The organism is Sporobacter termitidis DSM 10068 (assembly GCF_900130065.1).
Taxonomy (GTDB): Bacteria; Bacillota; Clostridia; order Oscillospirales; family Oscillospiraceae; genus Sporobacter; species Sporobacter termitidis.
The window spans coordinates 30141-49942 of the sequence record NZ_FQXV01000016.1 but is presented as its reverse complement, the minus strand read 5'-3'; the positions used below and the strand labels follow the sequence as shown (position 1 = coordinate 49942).

General features: G+C 57.5%; 15 protein-coding genes. 10 read left to right on the top strand and 5 right to left on the bottom strand.

All coding sequences use genetic code 11. The annotated features are described in order from the left end of the window. Window positions 1-127 precede the first annotated feature (127 nt). The 3 genes from BUB60_RS17365 to msrB all read left to right on the top strand — a co-directional run bounded on the left by BUB60_RS17365 (window position 128) and on the right by msrB (window position 3162). Window positions 128-868: a glycerophosphodiester phosphodiesterase gene (locus BUB60_RS17365; protein WP_200796649.1), complete on the top strand. Its 741-nt coding sequence runs from the start codon at window positions 128-130 to the stop codon at window positions 866-868. Then, window positions 865-2091: an SLC45 family MFS transporter gene (locus BUB60_RS17360; protein ID WP_073082059.1), complete on the top strand. Its 1227-nt coding sequence runs from the start codon at window positions 865-867 to the stop codon at window positions 2089-2091. The genes BUB60_RS17365 and BUB60_RS17360 overlap by 4 nt, the downstream gene beginning before the upstream one ends. Before the next feature lie 120 nt (window positions 2092-2211). After that, complete coding sequence (gene msrB, locus BUB60_RS17355; protein ID WP_073082056.1) at window positions 2212-3162, top strand: peptide-methionine (R)-S-oxide reductase MsrB; 951 nt, start codon at window positions 2212-2214, stop codon at window positions 3160-3162. Between the two features lie 428 nt (window positions 3163-3590). On the opposite strand, the gene BUB60_RS17350 is transcribed toward msrB, so the two are convergent. Then, window positions 3591-5528, bottom strand: a complete 1938-nt coding sequence (locus BUB60_RS17350) for an NAD(+) synthase (RefSeq protein ID WP_073082053.1) — start codon at window positions 5526-5528, stop codon at window positions 3591-3593. 557 nt (window positions 5529-6085) lie between these two features. After that, on the bottom strand, window positions 6086-7204 hold the full coding sequence (locus tag BUB60_RS17345) for a M20/M25/M40 family metallo-hydrolase (protein ID WP_073082050.1): 1119 nt from the start codon (window positions 7202-7204) through the stop codon (window positions 6086-6088). Between the two features lie 150 nt (window positions 7205-7354). On the opposite strand from BUB60_RS17345, the gene BUB60_RS17340 reads away from it, so the two are divergent. From BUB60_RS17340 to BUB60_RS17320, 5 genes are all read left to right on the top strand, one after another. Beyond that, on the top strand, window positions 7355-7738 hold the full coding sequence (locus BUB60_RS17340) for a RidA family protein (RefSeq protein WP_073082048.1): 384 nt from the start codon (window positions 7355-7357) through the stop codon (window positions 7736-7738). A gap of 128 nt (window positions 7739-7866) precedes the next feature. Continuing rightward, complete coding sequence (locus BUB60_RS17335; RefSeq protein WP_073082046.1) at window positions 7867-9150, top strand: O-acetylhomoserine aminocarboxypropyltransferase/cysteine synthase family protein; 1284 nt, start codon at window positions 7867-7869, stop codon at window positions 9148-9150. A gap of 171 nt (window positions 9151-9321) precedes the next feature. Continuing rightward, entirely contained in the window at window positions 9322-10170 is an 849-nt protein-coding gene (locus tag BUB60_RS17330; protein ID WP_073082043.1) for a pyridoxamine kinase, read from the top strand. 174 nt (window positions 10171-10344) lie between these two features. Beyond that, window positions 10345-10893, top strand: a complete 549-nt coding sequence (locus tag BUB60_RS17325; RefSeq protein ID WP_073082039.1) for a DUF1697 domain-containing protein — start codon at window positions 10345-10347, stop codon at window positions 10891-10893. 18 nt (window positions 10894-10911) lie between these two features. Beyond that, a complete protein-coding gene (locus BUB60_RS17320) occupies window positions 10912-15009 on the top strand; it encodes an S-layer homology domain-containing protein (protein ID WP_073082036.1) in 4098 nt (1365 codons plus the stop codon). Window positions 15010-15309: 300 nt separating this feature from the next. Here the strand turns inward: BUB60_RS17320 and BUB60_RS17315 are convergent, their stop codons facing one another. Then, window positions 15310-16008 (bottom strand): hypothetical protein, encoded by a 699-nt coding sequence (locus tag BUB60_RS17315; protein WP_073082032.1) that lies wholly within the window; start codon window positions 16006-16008, stop codon window positions 15310-15312. Between the two features lie 176 nt (window positions 16009-16184). Here BUB60_RS17315 and BUB60_RS17310 point away from each other — a divergent pair, with 176 nt between their 5' ends. Together BUB60_RS17310 and BUB60_RS17305 are read left to right on the top strand one after the other, a co-directional pair. Then, window positions 16185-16490, top strand: a complete 306-nt coding sequence (locus BUB60_RS17310) for a DUF2089 family protein (protein WP_073082029.1) — start codon at window positions 16185-16187, stop codon at window positions 16488-16490. After that, window positions 16487-16858: a hypothetical protein gene (locus BUB60_RS17305; RefSeq protein WP_242941235.1), complete on the top strand. Its 372-nt coding sequence runs from the start codon at window positions 16487-16489 to the stop codon at window positions 16856-16858. The genes BUB60_RS17310 and BUB60_RS17305 overlap by 4 nt, the downstream gene beginning before the upstream one ends. A 562-nt stretch (window positions 16859-17420) precedes the next feature. Here the strand turns inward: BUB60_RS17305 and BUB60_RS17300 are convergent. Both BUB60_RS17300 and BUB60_RS17295 read right to left on the bottom strand, forming a co-directional pair. After that, window positions 17421-18995, bottom strand: a complete 1575-nt coding sequence (locus BUB60_RS17300) for a putative ABC exporter domain-containing protein (protein WP_073082026.1) — start codon at window positions 18993-18995, stop codon at window positions 17421-17423. Next, window positions 18995-19714, bottom strand: coding sequence for an ABC transporter ATP-binding protein (locus BUB60_RS17295; protein WP_073082023.1), 720 nt, complete (start codon window positions 19712-19714; stop codon window positions 18995-18997). The genes BUB60_RS17300 and BUB60_RS17295 overlap by 1 nt, the downstream gene beginning before the upstream one ends. Between the last annotated feature and the right edge of the window lie 88 nt (window positions 19715-19802).

Genomic DNA, 19802 nt, shown 5'->3' with positions numbered 1-19802 from the left:
CGTTATCGGGATTCATGTACATTTATCGTACATTTAACAAAAACTGGCGGAAAGCCCTCCGTCCTGCCGATATAATAAAAAAAACACCTGCTTTACCGGCGGAAATCAAAACGGAGCGGAGGGTTTAATGATGTTTCCGGCAATTATCGGACACAGGGGCGTGCCGCATCTGGCCCCGGAAAACACGATGGCATCCTTTAAGCTGGCGCTGGAAAGCGGCGCCGACGGCCTCGAAACGGACGTCCAGATGACGAAGGACGGCGAGCTGGTGCTGATCCACGACGAACTGCTGGAGCGCACCACGGACGGGACGGGGCTCGTGGCAACGCATACGCTGGGAGAGCTCCGGGCGCTGGACGCGGGCGGCTGGTTTTCCCCGGAGTTCAAAGGCGAAAGAATCCCGACGCTGCGGGAGTTTCTGGAATTTGTCTCCGGCAGGGACCTCCTCGTCAACATCGAGATCAAAAGCGGGGTGGTGCTCTATCCGGGCATCGAGCAGGAGCTCATCGCCCTGCTGCGGGCGTACGGCGTGACCGAAAACGTCATCATCTCCAGCTTCAATCACTATTCCCTGGTCGCCTGCAAGGAAATCGACGGGGCCATAAAAACGGGCATCCTCTACATGTGCGGCATGGTGAATCCCTGGGTATACGCCAAAAGCATCGGGGCAGACGCGCTCCACCCGCTGTTTTATTCCGTCCGGAGCGAGACGATCGGCGGCATGAAGGACAGCGGCCTGCTTATCAACCCCTACACCGTGGACGCGCCCCGGGATATGCGGAACATGATCGGCCTGGGCGTTGACAGCATCATCACCAATTACTGCGACGTGCTGCGCCGGATAAAAGACGGGGACAAGGCCCTATGAAGCTCAATTACAAGAAAACGTTTATCCTCGGCTTCGGGTTTTTCGCCATCTCCCTCTGCGCCGCGCTGTACGACTCCTACGTTCCCATCTTTCTGAACAAGTTCATCGACAAGGTGTGGCTGATCGGTTTCCTCATGACGCTGGACAACTATATCGGCCTGTTCCTGCAGCCGGCGATCGGCGCCCTCAGCGACAGGACGAACACGAAATTCGGCAAAAGGATGCCGTTTATTCTGATCTGCATGCCGCTGGCGGCGGTTTTCGTCAGCCTGATACCCAACCACCGGGACCTCATATCCCTGATCGTCATCATCGTCCTGTATAACCTCATCATGGCCTCCTTCCGGTCCCCGACCATTGCCCTGATGCCCGATATCACGCCCGAGCCGCTGCGCAGCAAGGCAAACGGCGTGATCAACCTGATGGGCGGCGTCGGGTCCGTCATCGCCTTTCTTGTCGGCTCAAAGCTGTACGGCGCCAATCCGGCGTACCCCTACTACATGGCGGGGCTGCTCCTGCTCATCAGCCTTGTCGTCCTGTTCTTCAACATCAGGGAAAAACGCGATTCGCTGACCGTTGCCGCCCGGGAAAACGCGCCGGAGAAAATCAGCCTGCGGCAGATCTTTTCCGATAAAAAGAGCCTGACAAACGTGTTGATGCTGCTGCTGGCGATCTTTTTCTGGTTTGTGGCGTTCAATTCCGTTTCGACCTTTTTTACGCTCTACGGCAAAGAGTACCTGCACGTGGGCGAAGCGGCGGCCGCCAGCAAGCTGACGTACTTCTCGCTCTCCATGGTCGTGTTTGCGATTCCCGCCGGCATTATCGGCACGTGGATCGGAAAGAAGAAAACCATCGTCATCGGCATTTCCATCATCGTGGCCGTTTTTGCGGCGGTGTTCTTCACGAACAGCATCGACACCATCGGCTACCTCTTCATCGTCGGCGGGGCCGGCTGGGCCTTGATCAACATCAACTCCTACCCCTTCGTCGTCAGCATGGCGCGGCCGGAGAGCATCGGGACATACACGGGCCTGTACTACCTCTTTTCCTCCCTGGCCGCCATCGCCTCCCCGCCGCTGGCCGGCCTTTTGATCGACCGGCTGGGATACGGGGTCCTTTTCAAATATTCCGTCACCGGATTCATATTGGCCCTCGTCTGCATCCTGTTCGTCAAAGCCCCGGCGGCCAGCCGCGTGGAAGCGGCGGCGGAATCCCAGTCATAACGGCATTTTTTATGAGCGCGGCGGTATATTTTTATACCGCCGCGCAAACGTTTATGGTATACTCCAAATCGGAACAGGGCAACACTTTTTCCGAATCGAGATATTGGGAGGAAGGTCATTATGGCGGAAATTTATCTGGCCGGCGGCTGCTTCTGGGGCGCGGAAAAATATCTCGCGTCCATCCGCGGCGTCCTCGAAACCCAGGTCGGCTATGCCAACGGGAAAACGGAGAACCCAACCTACGAGGACGTCTGCCGCAGGGACACGGGCCACGCCGAAACGGTCCGGGTCGTCTACGACCCCGGCGTCCTGCCGCTTGATTTTCTCCTGTCGCTCTTTTATGAGGCGATCGACCCCACGTCCGTCAACCGGCAGGGGAACGACAGGGGCGTCCAGTACAGGACGGGCGTCTATTACGCCGATGAGGCCGACCTGCCCGTCATCCGGCGGTCAATCGACAAATTGCAGGAAAAGCGCGGCCGGCCGGTGGCCGTCGAGGTGCGGCCGCTGGAAAGCTTCTATCCCGCCGAGGAATATCACCAAAAATATTTGGACAAAAACCCCAGCGGCTACTGCCATATCGGGCCCGGCAAGTTCAAAAGGGCGGCGGAGGCCGTGGTCAGCCCGTCCGGCTACGCCGCCCCGGACAGGGAAACGCTCCGGGGCAGCCTGTCCCCCGTCCAGTTCGAGGTCACGCAGCACAGCGCCACCGAGCCGCCGTTCAAAAACGAGTTCTGGGATCAGTACAGGCCCGGCATCTATGTGGACGTGACGACCGGCGAGCCGCTCTTTTCCTCCACGGACAAGTTCGAGTCCGGCTGCGGCTGGCCGAGCTTTTCAAAGCCCATCGACCCGGACGTGGTCCGCGAAAAAAGCGACGAGACCCACGGCATGGTCCGCACCGAGGTCCGAAGCCGCGCCGGCGACGCGCACTTGGGCCACGTTTTCCCCGACGGCCCCCGTGACAAAGGCGGCCTCCGCTACTGCATCAACAGCGCCTCGCTGCGCTTTATTCCGAGGGAAGACATGGCGCGCGAGGGGTACGGGTATCTGGTCGATTTGGTGGAATAAATATGCGCCTCCCGTTGCCTCCCTCGGACGAGGGAGGTGGCATTTGCGCAGCAAATGACGGAAGGAGAGATACACCGCACTCATGGTACGCGTTATCCCTCCCTTTCGCCGGAGGGCGACGGGAGCACAGCGCCGAAAGGCGTGCCCCGGGCGCGCGGCAAGGCGCCCTCCTTCAGTCGCCTGCGGGCGACAGCTCCCTCGTCTGAGGGAGCCGGGGAAAGACGCCATTCTCCTCTTTTGCGTAGGGCGCGGCATCCTTGACGCACCTTTCCGCGGGAGGCTCCCATATCATAGGAACGGGCGGGCATAAAGCCCGCCCAATGTTTTCTCATTGAACTTCGTAGGGGGCGATGCCCACATCGCCCCGTTGATCTTTTCAGCAAATAAAACACCACGAGCCGTCTTACCTGTAAGCCTAAGTCTTGTCTTTACGCCTCCGCTTCCTCCAGCTCCTGCAGGAGCTCGGCGGCGGAAGCGTCGCTGGGCATGCGCCAGTCGCCGCGGGGGGACAGGCAGACGGAACCGACCTTGACGCCGTCCGGCAGACAGGAGCGCTTGAACTGCTGGGAGAAAAACCGCCTGTAAAAGTTGTTAAGCCACTTTTTGATGGTTTCCGGCTCATATTTACCGTCGAAGGCGATGGACGCCAGCTTTAAAATCTTCGCCGGGGCGAAGCCGTTGCGCAGGAAATGGTACAGGTAAAAGTCGTGCAGCTCATAGGGGCCAACCACGTCCTCCGTCTTCTGGGCGATCTGGCCCTCGTCGTCGGCGGGCAGCAGCTCGGGGCTGATGGGCGTTTCCAGAATATCGTAAAGCGCCGCGGAGACGGCCTTGTTTTCCGCCGTTTCGGCGTACCAGGACACCAGATGCTTCACCAGCGACTTCGGCACGCCGCAGTTGACGCCGTAATGGCTCATGTGGTCCCCGTTGTAGGTGCACCAGCCCAGGGCCAGCTCGGACAGGTCGCCCGTGCCGATGACGAGGCCGCCCTCCTGGTTGGCCACGTCCATGAGAATCTGCGTCCGCTCCCGGGCCTGGACGTTTTCAAAGGTGACGTCGTAAACGTCCGGCGCGTGGCCGATATCCCGGTAATGCAGGAGGCTGGCTTCCTTTATGGAGATTTCCCGCTTTGTCACGCCCAGCTCACGCATCAGGGTCAGCGCGTTTTGATAGGTGCGGTCCGTGGTGCCGAGCCCCGGCATGGTGACGCCGATGATGCTCTCCGGCGGCAGCTTCAACGCCCGGACGGCCTCGCTCGTCACCAGCAGCGCCAGCGTGGAGTCCAGGCCGCCGGACAGGCCAATGACGGCTTTTTTGATCCCCGTTTTCCGCATCCGCTCCAAAAGGCCCACGGACTGGAGCTTGAAGATTTCCCGGCAGCGGCCGAACTTCTCGTCCCTGTCCCGGGGGATGAACGGCTGCGGGTCGACTTTGAAGCTCTCCCTGACGTCGCCGCCGTCCTTCATGTCAAACGCGACGGTGCGGTAATCGCCCGTCTCCGCCCTGCCCATGAAGGTGTTGAATTTCCGCCGGTCGCTCATGAGCTTTTCGATATCCATGTCCGCGAAAATATATGTTGATTCCTCCGTATAAGAGGATTCCCTGACGATGCTGTCATTCACGGCGATCAGCGCGTGGCCGTTGAACACGACGTCCGTGGTGGACTCGCCCTGCCCGGCCGAGCAGTAGACGTAGCCGGCGTAGCAGCGGGCCGATTGCTGCCGGACGAGCTCGCGGCGGTAGTCCGACTTCGTCACCGTCTCATTGCTGGCCGACAGGTTGAGGAGCAGATTGGCCCCGAAGAGGGCGTGGCGGGAGCTGGGCGGGATCGGCATCCACAGGTCCTCGCAAATTTCCAGGCCCACGATCAGCGCCGAATTCACGTTTTTAAACAGGATATTCTCGCCAAAGGGCACGTCGGCGCCGCACAGCCGCACCGTATCGCTCACCCGGTTCACCGAGGAGGCGAACCAGCGCTTTTCATAAAACTCGTTGTAGTTCGGGATAAACGTCTTGGGGACGGCGCCCAGGATTTTTCCGGCGTGGAGGACGACGGCGCAGTTGAACAGCTGATTGTCTGCCTCCACGGGCATGCCGACGGCGACGAGCATGTCGACATCCGCCGTCTCGTCCAATATCGTCCGCAGCGCCGCCGCGGCGCCGTTCAGCAGGCTCCGCTGATGAAAAAGGTCCGAGCAGGTATAGCCCGTCACGGAGAGCTCCGGAAACGCCATGACCTTGATATGCTCCTCCGCGCCTTTTTTGACGAGGCCGACGATCTCCCGCGCGTTGTGCGCCGCGTTTCCGACCGTGACCCGCGGCACGGCCGCCGCGACCCTCAAGTATCCGTACTTCTCCAATATCATAAGTGACCTCCGGCTTTTTGCGGTTTTTTATATTATATCACGTCCGGCGGCATTATGTCAGCATGGCAGTTTTGACACAAAAGAATGCGTAGGGCGGGACGACCCGGCCCGCCGCTCCTGTCGGCGCGGCAGAGCCCCGAGGCAAGAGGGACGGGGGAACGTGGATTCCCGCCTTCGCGGGAATGACAGGGCTTTGGGGGCATTGCAAGATACTTTGGGGCATCGCAAGGGGGGTTCCATCCGGCGTGACCGGGGTAATAGCGGCGCGGGACAAAGGCGGGCGAACTGTGTTCGCCCGCTCCTGCCGGCGCGGCAAGCCCGAGGCAAGAGGGACGGGGGAACGTGGATTCCCGCCTTCGCGGGAATGACAGGGCTTTGGGGCATTGCAATATACTTTGGGCATCGCAAGGCGGGGGTTCATCCGGCGTGACCGGGGTAATAGCGGCGCGGGGCAAAGGCGGGCGAACTGTGTTCGCCCGCTCCTGTCGGCGCGGCAAAGCAGAAAAATGGGGCGGATGTGGAATCCGCCCCGACGTATGTATGCACAGCCTGTGATTTTACTCTTCGCTCGTCATCAGCGCCAACGTCAGGTCGGCGGCGCGGAGGAGCTCCTCCACGGTGGTGTACTCGTCCAGGGCGTGAACGCGGTTCATGGCGTTGGCGAGGACGATGCCGCGGATGCCCTGTTGGGCGATGACGTTCTGGTCGCTGCCGCCGAAGGTCCTGACGAGGGACACCGGCAGCTGCAGGGCGTTGCAGGCGCTTTCAAACCGCTTGACGACAGGGTGGTCCACCGGCGTCTCGTAGGCCACGGAGGCCGTCTCCAGCTGGAAGTCCACGGTGGCGCGGATGGCGCTGGCCGACAGCTCGAACTGCTTTCGCACAAGCTCCGCCTGCTTTTTGGCCTTTTCGTGGTTTAAGCTGCGCACCTCGCCGCGGACGACGCATTTGTCCGGGATGATGTTCGTCCCCAGGCCGCCGGTGATCGTCCCGATATTGAGGGAGGTCTCTTCGTCCAGCCGGCCCATGGGCAGCATGGCGATGGCGTCGGCGGCCGCCGAGATGGCGTGAATACCCTTCTGGGGCGCGAAGCCCGCGTGGGACGCCTTGCCGTGGATGGTGATCGTGAAGGACAGGATGCTGGGCGCGGCATAAGCCGCCGTCCCGACGGGGCCGGACAGGTCCAGCACATAGGCCTCCTCCGCCATGACCTTGGCGAAATCAAAGGCCCCGCTGCCCTTTGTGTACACCTCCTCGGCCACGGTGAACAGGACCTCGACGGGCCGATGGGGCAGATTCTTTTCCTTGATAACCGTCAGCGCCTCCAGAATGGCCGCGACGCCGGACATGTCGTCGGCCCCCAGGACGGTCTTGCCGCCGCTCCTGATAACGCCGTCCGCGCCGAGAACGGCCTCTTTCCCCCGGGACGGCTCCACCGTGTCCATATGGGCGCAGAACAGCAGCGGCTTTTTGTCCTGGTCCCCCTTGAGAAAGCCGTAAATATTGCCGCAGCTGCCGCCGATCGTGTCGCCGGTGCCGTCCTCGATCACCAGAAGGCCGAGGGCCTGCAGCCTGTTCTTGACGTAGTCGCCCAGCTGCCTCTCGCCGTAGGAGGGGCTGTCGATGGCGACAAGCTTTGTGAATTCGTCGATGATACGCACCTGATTCGTACCCATCCTGCACCTCAGCCGCCGCTGTGGCGGCTGCCGCCGTAAAGCCGCGGCCCGCCGAATAAAAAAGCAAAAACACTTACTTTTATTGATTTAAAATGATATCATAGATATATTAATAATTACAGCAAATTTTTGTCGAGAAAAGGTGAAATCATGGATATTTTTGAGATCAGAACGGAGAAGTCGCCCGCCGCCGTGGGGCCGTATTCCCAGGCGGTCAGGGCCGGGGACTTTATCTACGCGTCGGGCCAGATCCCGCTTGACCCCGCAAGCGGCGCCGTCGTGCCGGGCGACGTGGCGGCCCAGGCCGCCCAGGCCCTCAAAAACCTGGAGGCCGTGCTGGAAGCGGCCGGCACCGGGCTTGACCGGGTGGTCAAGACGACGGTGTTCATCCGGGACATGAACGCGTTTGCCCGGGTCAACGAGGTGTACGCCGGCTTTTTCAAGGCGCCGTTCCCCGCCCGGTCGTGCGTGGAGGTGTCCCGCCTGCCGAAGGACGTCCTTGTTGAGATCGAGGCGGTCGCCGTGGCGCGGTAAGGGCCATGGGTGTCGTCTGCCAAAATTTTCATCTGCCTCTTGACATCGGCGGCAGACGTGCTATATTTAATTCATATTAATAATATATGATTAATATGTAATAACAAAAAAAAGAAAAGAGTGAGCATATGGCGGAGCATAAAAAAAGACGTTTTGAAACACTGCAGCTGCACGCGGGCCAGGAGACGCCGGACCCGGCGACCGGCTCCAGGGCCGTCCCGATCTATCAGACCACCTCGTATGTTTTTGAGAACACGGCGCAGGCCGCCGGCCGGTTCGCGCTGACGGAGGGCGGGAACATCTACACCCGCATCATGAACCCGACCAACGATGTTTTCGAAAAACGCGTGGCCGCGCTGGAGGGCGGCGTCGGCGCCCTGGCCCTGGCCAGCGGCTCGGCGGCCGTGTCGTACGCGATCCAGAACATCGCCCGCACCGGCGACCATATCGTCTCGGCCAACACGCTCTACGGCGGCACCTTCAATCTTTTTGCCCACACCTTCGAGGATATCGGCATCAGCACGACATTCGTCAATCCCGACGAGCCCGGCAGCTTTGAAAACGCCATTCGGGACAACACAAAGGCCATCTTCATCGAATCGATGGGCAACCCCAACTGCAGCATCATCGACATCGAGGCGCTGGCGAAAACGGCGCACAAGCACGGCATCCCGCTCATCGTCGACAACACCTTTGCCACACCCTATCTGCTGCGCCCGTTTGAGTATGGCGCGGACATCGTCGTCCACTCGGCCACGAAGTTCATCGGCGGCCACGGCACGTCCATCGGCGGCGTCCTCGTGGACGGCGGCACCTTTGACTGGGCCGGCTCCGGCCGCTTCCCCAGCCTCACCGAGCCCAACCCCAGCTACCACGGGGCGGTCTTCACCGACGTGGCCGGCCCGGCCGCGTACATCACCAAGGCGCGCGTCACGCTCCTGCGCGACATGGGCGCCGCCATGAGCCCCTTCAATGCATTTTTGTTCCTGCAGGGGCTGGAGACGCTGTCGCTCCGCGTCGAGCGCCACAACGACAACACCGCCAAGGTGGTGGAGTTCCTGAAAAGCCACCCGAAGGTGGACCGCGTCAACCATCCCTCCCTGCCGGACAGCCCGTATTACAATCTGTATAAAAAATATTTTCCCGCCGGCGGCGGCTCCATTTTCACCTTTGAGGTGAAGGGCGGCGCCGAGGAGGCCCGGGCTTTCATCGACAGGCTGGAGCTTTTCTCGCAGCTGGCCAACGTGGCCGACTCCAAGTCCCTCGTCATCCATCCCGGCAGCACGACCCATTCCCAGATGACCGCCGAGGAGCTGCTGGACTCCGGGATCAGGCCCAATTCCGTCCGCCTGTCCATCGGCACCGAGCACATCGACGACCTGCTGGAGGACCTCTCCCAGGCGCTCGGCTGATAAACGAAACCGTACCCCCCTGTCATTCCCGCGCAGGCGGGAATCCACGTCGCTTCACGTTAACGAATGGATTCCCGCCTGCGCGGGAATGATACGTAAGGAATGATATTCCTTGATTTTTGTCGCTCCGAGGGGTAAACTGTAGCAATCAATTCGTATTGGAGTGACCTCATGTCCAGGCAAAAAAGGGTGGCGGCGATCCACGATATCTCCTGCTTCGGGAAATGCTCCCTCACGGTGGCGCTGCCCATCATCTCCAGCGCGGGCATTGAGACGTGCGCCATCCCCACCGCCGTGCTCTCCACGCACACCGGCGGCTTTGACGGCTACACCTACCGGGACCTGACGGACGACATCCTGCCGGTGGCGTCCCACTGGCAGGCGCTGGACCTCCGCTTTGACGCCGTCTATACGGGCTACCTCGGCTCCTTTAAGCAGATCGATATCGTCTCGGAGATTTTCGACAAGCTCAAAACGCCGGACGGGCTCATCGTCGTGGACCCCGTCATGGCCGACAACGGCAGGCTCTACGCCAATTTCAGCGCCGATTTCCCCGAGGGCATGAAAAAGCTCTGCCGGAAGGCGGATATCGTCGTCCCCAATATCACCGAGGCCTGTCTTCTGACCGGACGGCCGTACCGCCCCGGCCCGTACGACACCGCGTTCATCGAGGACCTTTTGTCGGCGCTGGCGGCCTTCGGGCCGAAGCAGGTGGTCCTGACCGGCGTCTCTTTAGGGGACGCGCAGCTGGGCGCGGCCAGCCTGGATACGGCGGCGGGCAAGCTCGACTATGCTTTTTCGCCCCGGGTGGAGGGCTTTTATCACGGCACGGGCGACGTCTTCGCCTCGGCGCTGGTGGCCGCGCTCCTGACCGGCCACGGCCTGAGCGCCTCGGCGGCCATTGCCGTCGAGTTCACCTACAAAAGCATCGAGCGCACCAAAGCCGCCGGCACGGACAACCGCTTCGGCGTCAACTTTGAGGCCGGGCTTGGGGAATTGGCAAATATTCTGAACAAATAAACACGGTCATCTTTATAACAAATGCCATACCGCTGTTAAATCGCGGTATGGCATTTATTATCCGGATTTTCTTCCGATAATTATTTTAGGGCGCCGTATTGGGTATGGCACATTACTTGTCTATTTTCGTCTAATGATGGTATAATAATGAAAAATTTGCCTGAGGAGGCTGCCATGCCCGAAAAATACTGCGTGTTCCTGCGCGGCGTCAACGTGGGCGGCGTGCGGATAAAGATGGACGCGCTGAAAAAGGCTTTTGCCGCCATGTCCTTTCCCGAGGCCGAAACGATCCTCGCCACCGGAAATGTGATCATGACGGATGACGGCGGCGACAGGGCCGCGCTGCGGCCGGCCATCGAGGCAGGCCTCGGCGGGTATTTCAAATACGATGCCCATGTCTTCCTCCGCGGCGCGGCGGAGCTGGCCGACGTCCTGTCCGCGGCCAAAGACGCCGGCGCGCCGGCCGGCTGCCATCTGTATTATCTCCTGTGCGACGCGCCCGGGGCCGTCCGGGAGCTGGCCGGGGTTTTCGAGGGGCTCCCCCACCGGGAAAGCGAGACGTTTGTCCCCATCAACACCGGCGCTTTCTGGGTCGTCCCCGCCGGAGAAACGCTGGCGAGCGCCTTTGGCCAAAAGGCCCTGGGCGACAGGAAATACAAAAGCCTGCTGACGTCCCGCAATATCAATACGATCGACAAGATTTACGCAGCCATGCGTGCATGATGAAACGGAGGTATCTGCTTGAAACTGCTTAAAAATGTGACCGCCTGCCTGATTGCTGCCGTCTTACTCATCGGTCTCGTGCCGCCCGCGGCGGCGGCCGACAACGATTCCGTCCTGACGTCCCTCGGGCATTCGTTGACGAATACCGTGAACATCAGCGGCGCGACGCGCAGCATCACCCTGACCGTCCCGTACACCTCCACCGATACCTCGGTGAACCTCTCAAACGGGCTCGGCATTACATACGATACGACGATCTATAAATCCGTCGTGGCCTCCGGCGGCGAGGCTCGGGTGGGGGGCTCGGCCGTGCAGGTCGTCGTTACCTACAATTACACCACGGAGGACGACACCACGCCGAAGCATAAGACGACATACACCGTCAGCATCGTCAAGGCGGCAAAGGTCACGCCCGCCTTTTCGGGCGTCAAAACCGTGTCGGATGTTTCAACGTCCGTCAGCCTTGACAGCTTCAGGGCTTATTACACCCAAAATAACGGCGATCCCCTCGGTGCCATCTCCATTTCCGGCAGCAACCCCCTCTTCGGGACGCTGGAGGTCGACGGGCAGCCCTATAAATTCGGCACCCGCATCTCCGGTTCCTCCACGATTTCCTTCCGCGCCACATCGACGGGGACCGTATCCTATGACGTTAAGGCCTATGAATCCACCGACACCGGCGGCGCGCGCCCCATCGGAAACGTCGTGCTGACGTTCGTCAATTCCGCGGCGCCGGTCATCACCTCCACCATCAGCAGCGATGTCACCGGCGGCGCCATCCTGACGTTTACGGAGGCGTATTTTACAAGCCACTGCAACCTGAACGGCGGCGTGCTGACCTCGATCATGATCGAGCCCACCGACACCGCCAACGGCACCTGGTTTTTTGACGGGGCGGCTTTCACGGGGATGAAAACCATTGCCGCGTCCCAGCTCCCGCTGCTGAGATTCCAGGCCGCCGCGTCCGGCGACGGTATCCGCAGCGCCACGTTCAAATGGGGCGTGACCACGAACGGCTGGCCCTTGGTGCAGAGCACCGGGACGATCAACATCACCTCGCCGTCACTGACGCTCACGCCGTTCACCTCCGGCGTCCCGGTACCGCGCGGCGGCACCGGAAACGTCTCTCTGTCCGATTTCAAATACACGCCCGCGTCGGTCCCGCTGACCTATATCAAGATCACCGCCATCCCCACGGCGGCGGACGCCACGCTGACCCTGGCCACCGCGCTCCCGAAAAACGACACCTACGGCTACCCGGCGATCGCGGCAAACGCGGCCCTGAGCACAAACGCCGTCATCCCCGCCGCCTATGTGAGCTCCCTACGCCTGGTGACAAAGGCCGCGTCAAAGGCGGCGGCCGTGTCCTTCAGCTGGACGGCCACGGCCGACCAAAAGGTCGCCACGGCAGCCTGGGCGGCTGCCCCCGTCACCTACACGATGAACTTTGCCTCCGACAGCGTCGTCTCCTGCGCCACGGACATGAACATCCCGGTGGCCCTCCCCGCGTCCTCCGTCAGCGCGCAGTTTGCCTCGCTGACAAAGGGACTCGTCCTGTCCTACGTGACGTTCACCCTGCCGGACAAGAACACGGGCACGCTTTACCTGAACTACGATCTTACCGCCAAGACCGGCACCGCCGTCTCGGCGTCGACGAAATACTATCTGAACAAAAATCCGAACCTGGCCAATATCACGTTCGTCCCGGCGGCCGACTTCATCGGGACGGCGCCGATCAAGTACAGCGCCTATACCGACAGCGGCGCTTTCATCACGGGGACGATATCGGTCAGCGTCACCAACAGCGCCGGCGGGACGTTCAGCCTGCAGACGGACAAGAACTCCTTCCTGCCGCTTGACGCCAGCGCCTTCCAGTCCTCGTTCCTGGCCGCCACGGGCAAGGACCTGACCTACGTCACGTTTTCGCTCCCGTCCTCAACCTACGGCACGCTGTATTACAATTACACCGCCCCCGGGCGCTACAGCTCCCTGGCGGCCTCCGGCAGCGCCTACTACACACATTCCGCGCCGTACCTGTCGATGGTGACGTTTGTGCCGGCCCACGACGTCACCGGCTATGTGCCGATTTATTTCACGGGCTACACCTCAACCGGCGCGGCCTACAGCGGCAAGCTCATCGTTTCCGTCCTCGACAGCCCCGGCGGCATCGTCAACTATTCCCTGAATGAAAACGGCTATATCGCCCTCTCGGGCAGGGATTTTTCCACCGAGTTCCTCCACGTCACCGGTACGCCGCTGTCGTATATCACCTTTACGCTCCCGGCGGCCGCCAGCGGCACGCTGTACGAGCAGTACGCCCCCGACAAGCAGACGGGCACAAAGGCGGCCGCGGCGACGAAATACACCGACGGCAGCACTCCCGACCTCTCGAGCCTCACCTTTGTGCCGGCCAAGGACTTCGTGGGGACGGTCACCGTGCTGTACAAGGCCTACAATACCTCCGGCACGGTGTTTAACGGCAAGCTGAAATTCTTCGTTGCCGAAAGCTCTCAGCTGATCTCGTATGACGCGCTGTCGGGCCAGCCGGTCACGATGAACGCCGGCGACTTTATGGGCGCCTTCGGCCTGCTGAGCGGCGGAAAGACGCTGTCCTACGTGACCTTTGAGCTGCCTTCCGCCACCTACGGCAGGCTCTACTACAACTATGTCTCGCCGTCCAGCTACGACTCCGCCGTCACCGCCGACAAAAAGTTCTATATGATCGGCGCGCCGTACATTTCCGGCGTCACCTTCGTGCCGGCCAGCGGCTACAACGGCACCTTTACCATGTCCTACACGGGCTATTCGACGACCGGCGCTTCGTATCTGGGGAAAATCAGGATCACCGTGAGCGGCTCCGCCTCGGGCACCGTCAGCTACGCGACAAACGCGCTGACTCCCGTGACGTTCAGCGCCGCCGACTTCGCCAGGGCCTATAACGCCTACAACCCCGGCTATCAGGGCGGCGCGCTCACCTACGTCACCTTCACGCTGCCGTACCAGTCTTACGGCACGCTTTACTACAGCTATAACCCGTCATATACCTCGAACACCGCCGTCACGGCGTCCACCGCCTACTATGCCAATTCCTACCCCGGCATATCAAATATCGCCTTTGTCCCGAACAGCAGCTTTGCGGGCGTTGTGACCATCAACTACACGGCGTACGGCACGACCGGCGTCATGTCCGGCACCGTTTCCATCACGGTCAAAAGCAGCAGCATCGACGTGGTGACTTACGCGACGGCGCCGAACACGCCCATCCCGCTCAACGGGGAGGATTTCAACGCCACGTTCCTGGACAGGACGGGCTCGACGCTCAACTACATCGTCTTCACGCTGCCGCCCGCGGACCAGGGGCAGCTGCTCCTCGGTTATACGTCGCCGGACTCCTACACCGCGGCGGTCTCGGGGTCAAGCAATTACTACAGGTCGACCTCGCCGCGCTTGTCCGACATCTCCTTCGTCCCCAAAACGGGCTTTATCGGGACCGTCACCATCGCTTATACCGGCTATACCGTGGCCGGGTCCGCCTTTACCGGCAAGCTCGTCATCAACGTCGGCAATTCCACGCCCTTCCCGGATATGAAGACGGGCTACGACTGGGCCGTCCCCGCCGTATCCTACCTGTATCTAAACGGCATCATCCAGGGCGCGCCGGACGGGAACTACCACCCGACGGATGCCATGACCCGCGCCGACTTCGTCCTCATGGTGACGCGCGCGTTCGACCTGGACAGCTCCAGCTACAATAATTTCCCCGACGTGCCGTTGGGCACCTACTATTACGACGCCATCGCCGCGGCTAAATCCTACGGCATCGTCAGCGGCGGCAGCGGGGGGCAGTTCTACCCCACGGCGGCCATCTCCAGGCAGGACGCGGTGGTCATCCTCGCCAGGACGCTCGATGCCATGGGCATCTCCGTCCCGCAGGGCACCATCAGCGACCTCTCGGCCTTCTCCGACACCGACCAGATCTCGGATTACGCCGTCTCGTCCATGGCCTCCCTCGTCAAGGCCGGCGCCCTCACCGGCAGCGGCGGCAAGCTCAGCCCGCAGGCCATGATCACCCGGGCGGAAATGGCCACGATCCTCTACAAGGTGCTGGTCATGTAAGGAATAATGCGAGTTGTGTCGGGGCGGATATGGAATCCGCCCCGATATTTTTCCCTCGTCCATCCGAATTCTCTCTGGTGTTTCTTGTGAGCTCGGTGATTGATCACCCGTATAAATAGAAAAGTCCGAAGATGGTAACTCTTCGAACTTCTCTATATTCTAGTCGCAAATAACGTGTATTGCGGCAAAAATGTCTGTACTCAGGATTAGGGTGCATTTTGTTTCTTAACCTTTACTAGATGTGTCTCTATTTTATGGGGTAAATACTAAATATTTTTATTTCATAAAGCTTAAGTAAAATCAGCCTCCACCCTGACCCCAGCTCCATGCATATTGGGATATGACATAGCTAATCCCGCCTATACTTACCGTCGTATTAACATTTCCTTCCCACTGATAGAAGTACATTCTTGCACTGCTTGCCGGGACATAGATAAATTGGCCATCATCTTCAAACCAAAAATCACTGATTGGCGTACCATACCAGCTAATTAAATCAAACGTGATACCTGGGTGTATCCCTTCGAAATAGGGAGTAAATGCAGTAAAGCCGGTGTAGTATTTGAAATCGCCAATCATATCATATGTATAGCCCATCGATGCGTTTATCTCATATAAACCTCCGCTAACTAGGTGCACAGTCATAGTCCCGCTAAATAACGGCGTTATTTGAGATGTATTTCCTATTTCTTTCTCGTCAGAATGTTCAATCGCTTTTGTGGGTTTCTGTCCAGGAGTTACAATAGAAACTCCAACTTTGCCTGCCTGTAAAGCTGCTTCAAAGTCTTGAATATTGTCATATTTCGCTGCATATTCCTGTTTGTCGCTATTTTTAATTTCTTTTATGGATATGCCATATTCACTTGAGATATTTTCTAGTTGCTTTAATTGCTCTGGTGTAGACGTGGTTCCGATTGCTTGCGCCGATACTGTAAGTAAGGAAATTCCAACACATACAGACATAATAAGTGCTAAACATTTTTTTATTGACTTTTTCATGTGTATACCTCCATAATTAGTTGTTCTACTTTTATACTGAAATTTTAAACAAAATGCACCCACAAAATATTAACTTTCATGTCTATTAATTTAATTATTATTTTAATTTTATTAAACATTGACTTTAACATTGTTTTTGTATATAATATTATTGTAAATGTAAGGGAGGGGGAGCAATGGCAATAGATGTAGTTCCCGAATGGATGAGTAATCTCGAAGATGAGGATATCTCATTTATCAAACGATTTATTTTGGCGTCGGGTTCTCTTAAAGAAATTGCTAATTATTATGGTGTAACTTATCCTACCGTCAGACTTCGACTTGACAGACTAATTCAAAAGATAAAAATAAGTGATGAGGGAGAAACCGACTCATATATTGCGCTTATTAAACGTTTGGCTGTTAATGATAAATTCGATTATCATACAGCAAAACTATTGATTTCACATTATAAAAAAGGATTGGAGGAAGAAATAAAATGAGCTACTATGCGGAACTGGACTACTATGTGGAACCGAATATTTCTTTGTTCATAACTTATATCCCTACCATTTTGCTTCTGTTACTTTTCATAGGCTCAATTTTTTTACAAATATTCTTGTCAAAGAAAAAAACGAAATGGCCAGGTTTGATTCTTCCAACCATGTTCTTTATTGCCTCTATCATTTCAATATTTACAGGAGGAACCGGCACAGAAGCATTTGGTTGGCATTTGGGCGTGAATATAATTTATACTATACTCACAGGAAGCATACCTACTGCAACTATGCTTATCATTTATTTCGTCTGCCGTGACAAGTTACGAAAAAGGCAAAATATCGAGAAAATGAATATTCAGGACTTGGATTGATCTTCAATTAAAATCCATTTTATCCTTTTTAATCCATTATATGCCATCGCTTTAAGTATTTCAATATTTTTATTAAATTTAGTTTTACTTTTATTTTTAATTTAATTTTAATTTTATTAATTAACTTTGGATTGCTTATACACAGGTGCGGCTTGATTTGGGGTCATGGCTTGTCCTGTCGGAATAGTGGCATAGCACCGCGGGGGCGAGCCTGTAGGGTACGTCTTTCCAGAGACGCCGCCGTTCCCGTTCTTCTCGCAAATAAAACAGCGCCGCAGGAACATCACTTTGTCCTGCGGCGCTTTGCTGCCAAAATTTTATTTCACTTTTTCCCCCCGAACTCCACACGTCGGCGTATTCCGGGCCGCGAAAACGCGCCCCTGAAGCTCAACCGGCACGTTAGACCACATAATGGCGGAATTATTGGCTGAAATGAACGGGATCAGAAAGTTCCCCGCCACCGCGCCAGCGACCCATACGGCCGGACTCCTGCCGACGCCGTAGGTGATATCGCATATCGCAACGGCGCACCTCACTTTTTTGTCTCATTGCCTTTAATCACTTACCGGTCGTTCAGCTCGGCGTACTGCAGCATATTCCGGCAGAGATACAAGCCGAGGAGGGAGACCGGGAGATTGCCGACGGTGAGCGCCAGAAATACCGTCGCGTTCTGCATGGCGTCCGGGTTTAATATCGCGGGGATAACAGCCAGGGCGATGCCGGGCGCGGCCATGACAAGCAGGATGGCAAAGTATAGGAGCATCACCGCCATTTTTGAGCCGCTGCCGCCCCAGAGGCGCTCGACAACGATATTACCTACCGTAATCAAAAACGCATAGGAGAGGCGGGCGACGATACACAGCACCGTATCGAGAGGGCTTGCCCCCACGATCAGCGCAACCGGAATGAATATAATCAGTGCTTCGGCGATTGTCGACGGGAGCACCTCCGCCAGGGCGAACAACATTTTCTTCAGCGGCGGCTCCGGAAGCATGTAGATAAACGGCTTCGTCAGCTCTTTATTGAACCGGCCAAGCGCAGTGGTGAAAATCTGAAAGAATACCGCCGTTGCGAATATGGCGGAAATACCGGCACGCTTCATGAAAACAGCCAGGATAATCGTCATGACGGCAAACGTCAGCCTCGTCGGCTCAAGAAAAAATACGCGGGAGCGTCTGTTTTCCAGACGATGTTTATAATAGAGCACGCTCGCGCCGAACCCTTTTTCGATACCGGTTTTCCCGACCTTGACACGGCTGGGCGACGCGTCGGCGATACGTCCTTCCTTGCGCGCGGTGATAGCCGATTGCGCAACCTCCGAGCTTTTGAGAACGTCTTCATAAAAATCCTGTTTACCGTAGGTGATCAGGCAGACAAGCGCGATAAGAAAAACGGCGCAGAGCGCAAGTCCCAGGACGGTATTAAACGCATTTCCAACGATGAAACCCGCAACGGCGCTTCCGATCCACCCCGACACGGGAAAGAGCCCGACAAGCCTGCCGTTGACGGCCTTTACCGCATTGGCAACAAGCTGCGTCTGGTCCCCGAGCGCAAGGACGGCGATATAGACCGCGAACACGGCGATGATGATGAAGTATACTGTCCTCACAAGGCGCTTTTTGCCGTCATCGGCGCTGGTGAAGGCGTAGATCGCCATGGCGACAATCTGCGCGAAAAATACGGTCATGGCATAGCCCAGCAGGATGATCAGCAAAGTTCCGTAGCTGATATTAAAGGCGTTATGCATCCACGAATATTGGAAGAGAATGAACAATCCCAGCAGAAGCGAGGCCCCTATCTGCTGAAACAGACCGTAAAACAGCACTTTCCGCTGATGGAAGGGCGCCGGGAAAATAAAATTGACGTCCGACATTGAAAACATACTTGCGCCGTTGCCGAACCCCTTATACGACATCAGCACGAACATCACGGAATAAAATACCGTGATACCCGCGGTCAGCTCCCGGATATCCCCGAAGACCTTGCCGGCCGCATCGGCAGCGTTGCCGCTGATAACCGTCACCACGATCATCGCAATGAAAAAAATCAGACAGATGATTTTTACCGGGCTTTTGAAAAAGCTTTTGATCTGATTTTTCAGCTTCGTCAGCAAAAGATAAGACAGCGGGTTACTCATCAGACCTTCACCCCGCCGCCCGTTTCTTTTCCCTCGGTGATCTGGAAGAATAGATCTTCCAGGCTCTGCGCCTTGATCTCCTCCGGGGTGTTCCTCTTGGTGGCGGCGAAGCTGCCGCCCACCATAATGTGGGCGATGTCCCAATAATCCTCAACGCTGTCAATCATGTGCGTGCTAATGAGGACCGCGGCGCCCTCCGCTTTCAGCTCCCGGAACAGCAGCTTGAGCTCCTTGATGGCGTGCGGGTCGAGCCCGACCATCGGCTCGTCGAAAACAAGCACCTTCGGCTTATGTAAAAGGGCGCAGCAGATGGACAGCTTCTGCAGCATGCCCTTGGAGAGCTCCTTGCCCAGCTTATCCTTTTTATCCCAGAGCTCGAAACGCTCCAGGAGCCGCTGCCCGTACCCATCATCCTCAACACGGTAGGCGCGCCGGATAAATTCCAGGTGCTCGCCAACCGTCAGCAAATCGTAAGTCGCCGGCATTTCAGGAATATATCCGAGGGACCGCTTCGCCTCCAGCGTTTTGTTCGGGTGGCCGTCCACCTCAATTTTTCCCGCAAAGCGGAGAAGGCCCGCGATGCTTTTGATAATGGTGGATTTTCCAGCGCCGTTTGGACCGAGAAGTATTGCAATCTGACCGCTGTCAACCGAAAAGCTGATGTCATTATTTGCAATTGTCTTGCCGTATCTTTTTGTCACATGATCAATTGTAAGCATGTGTTTCCTCCCTGCGTTAACTCTGCGTGTAGAACATTTTACCATAGTGTCGCCCGGCCATCCATATTGTTCCGGAAAAAAGTCAAAA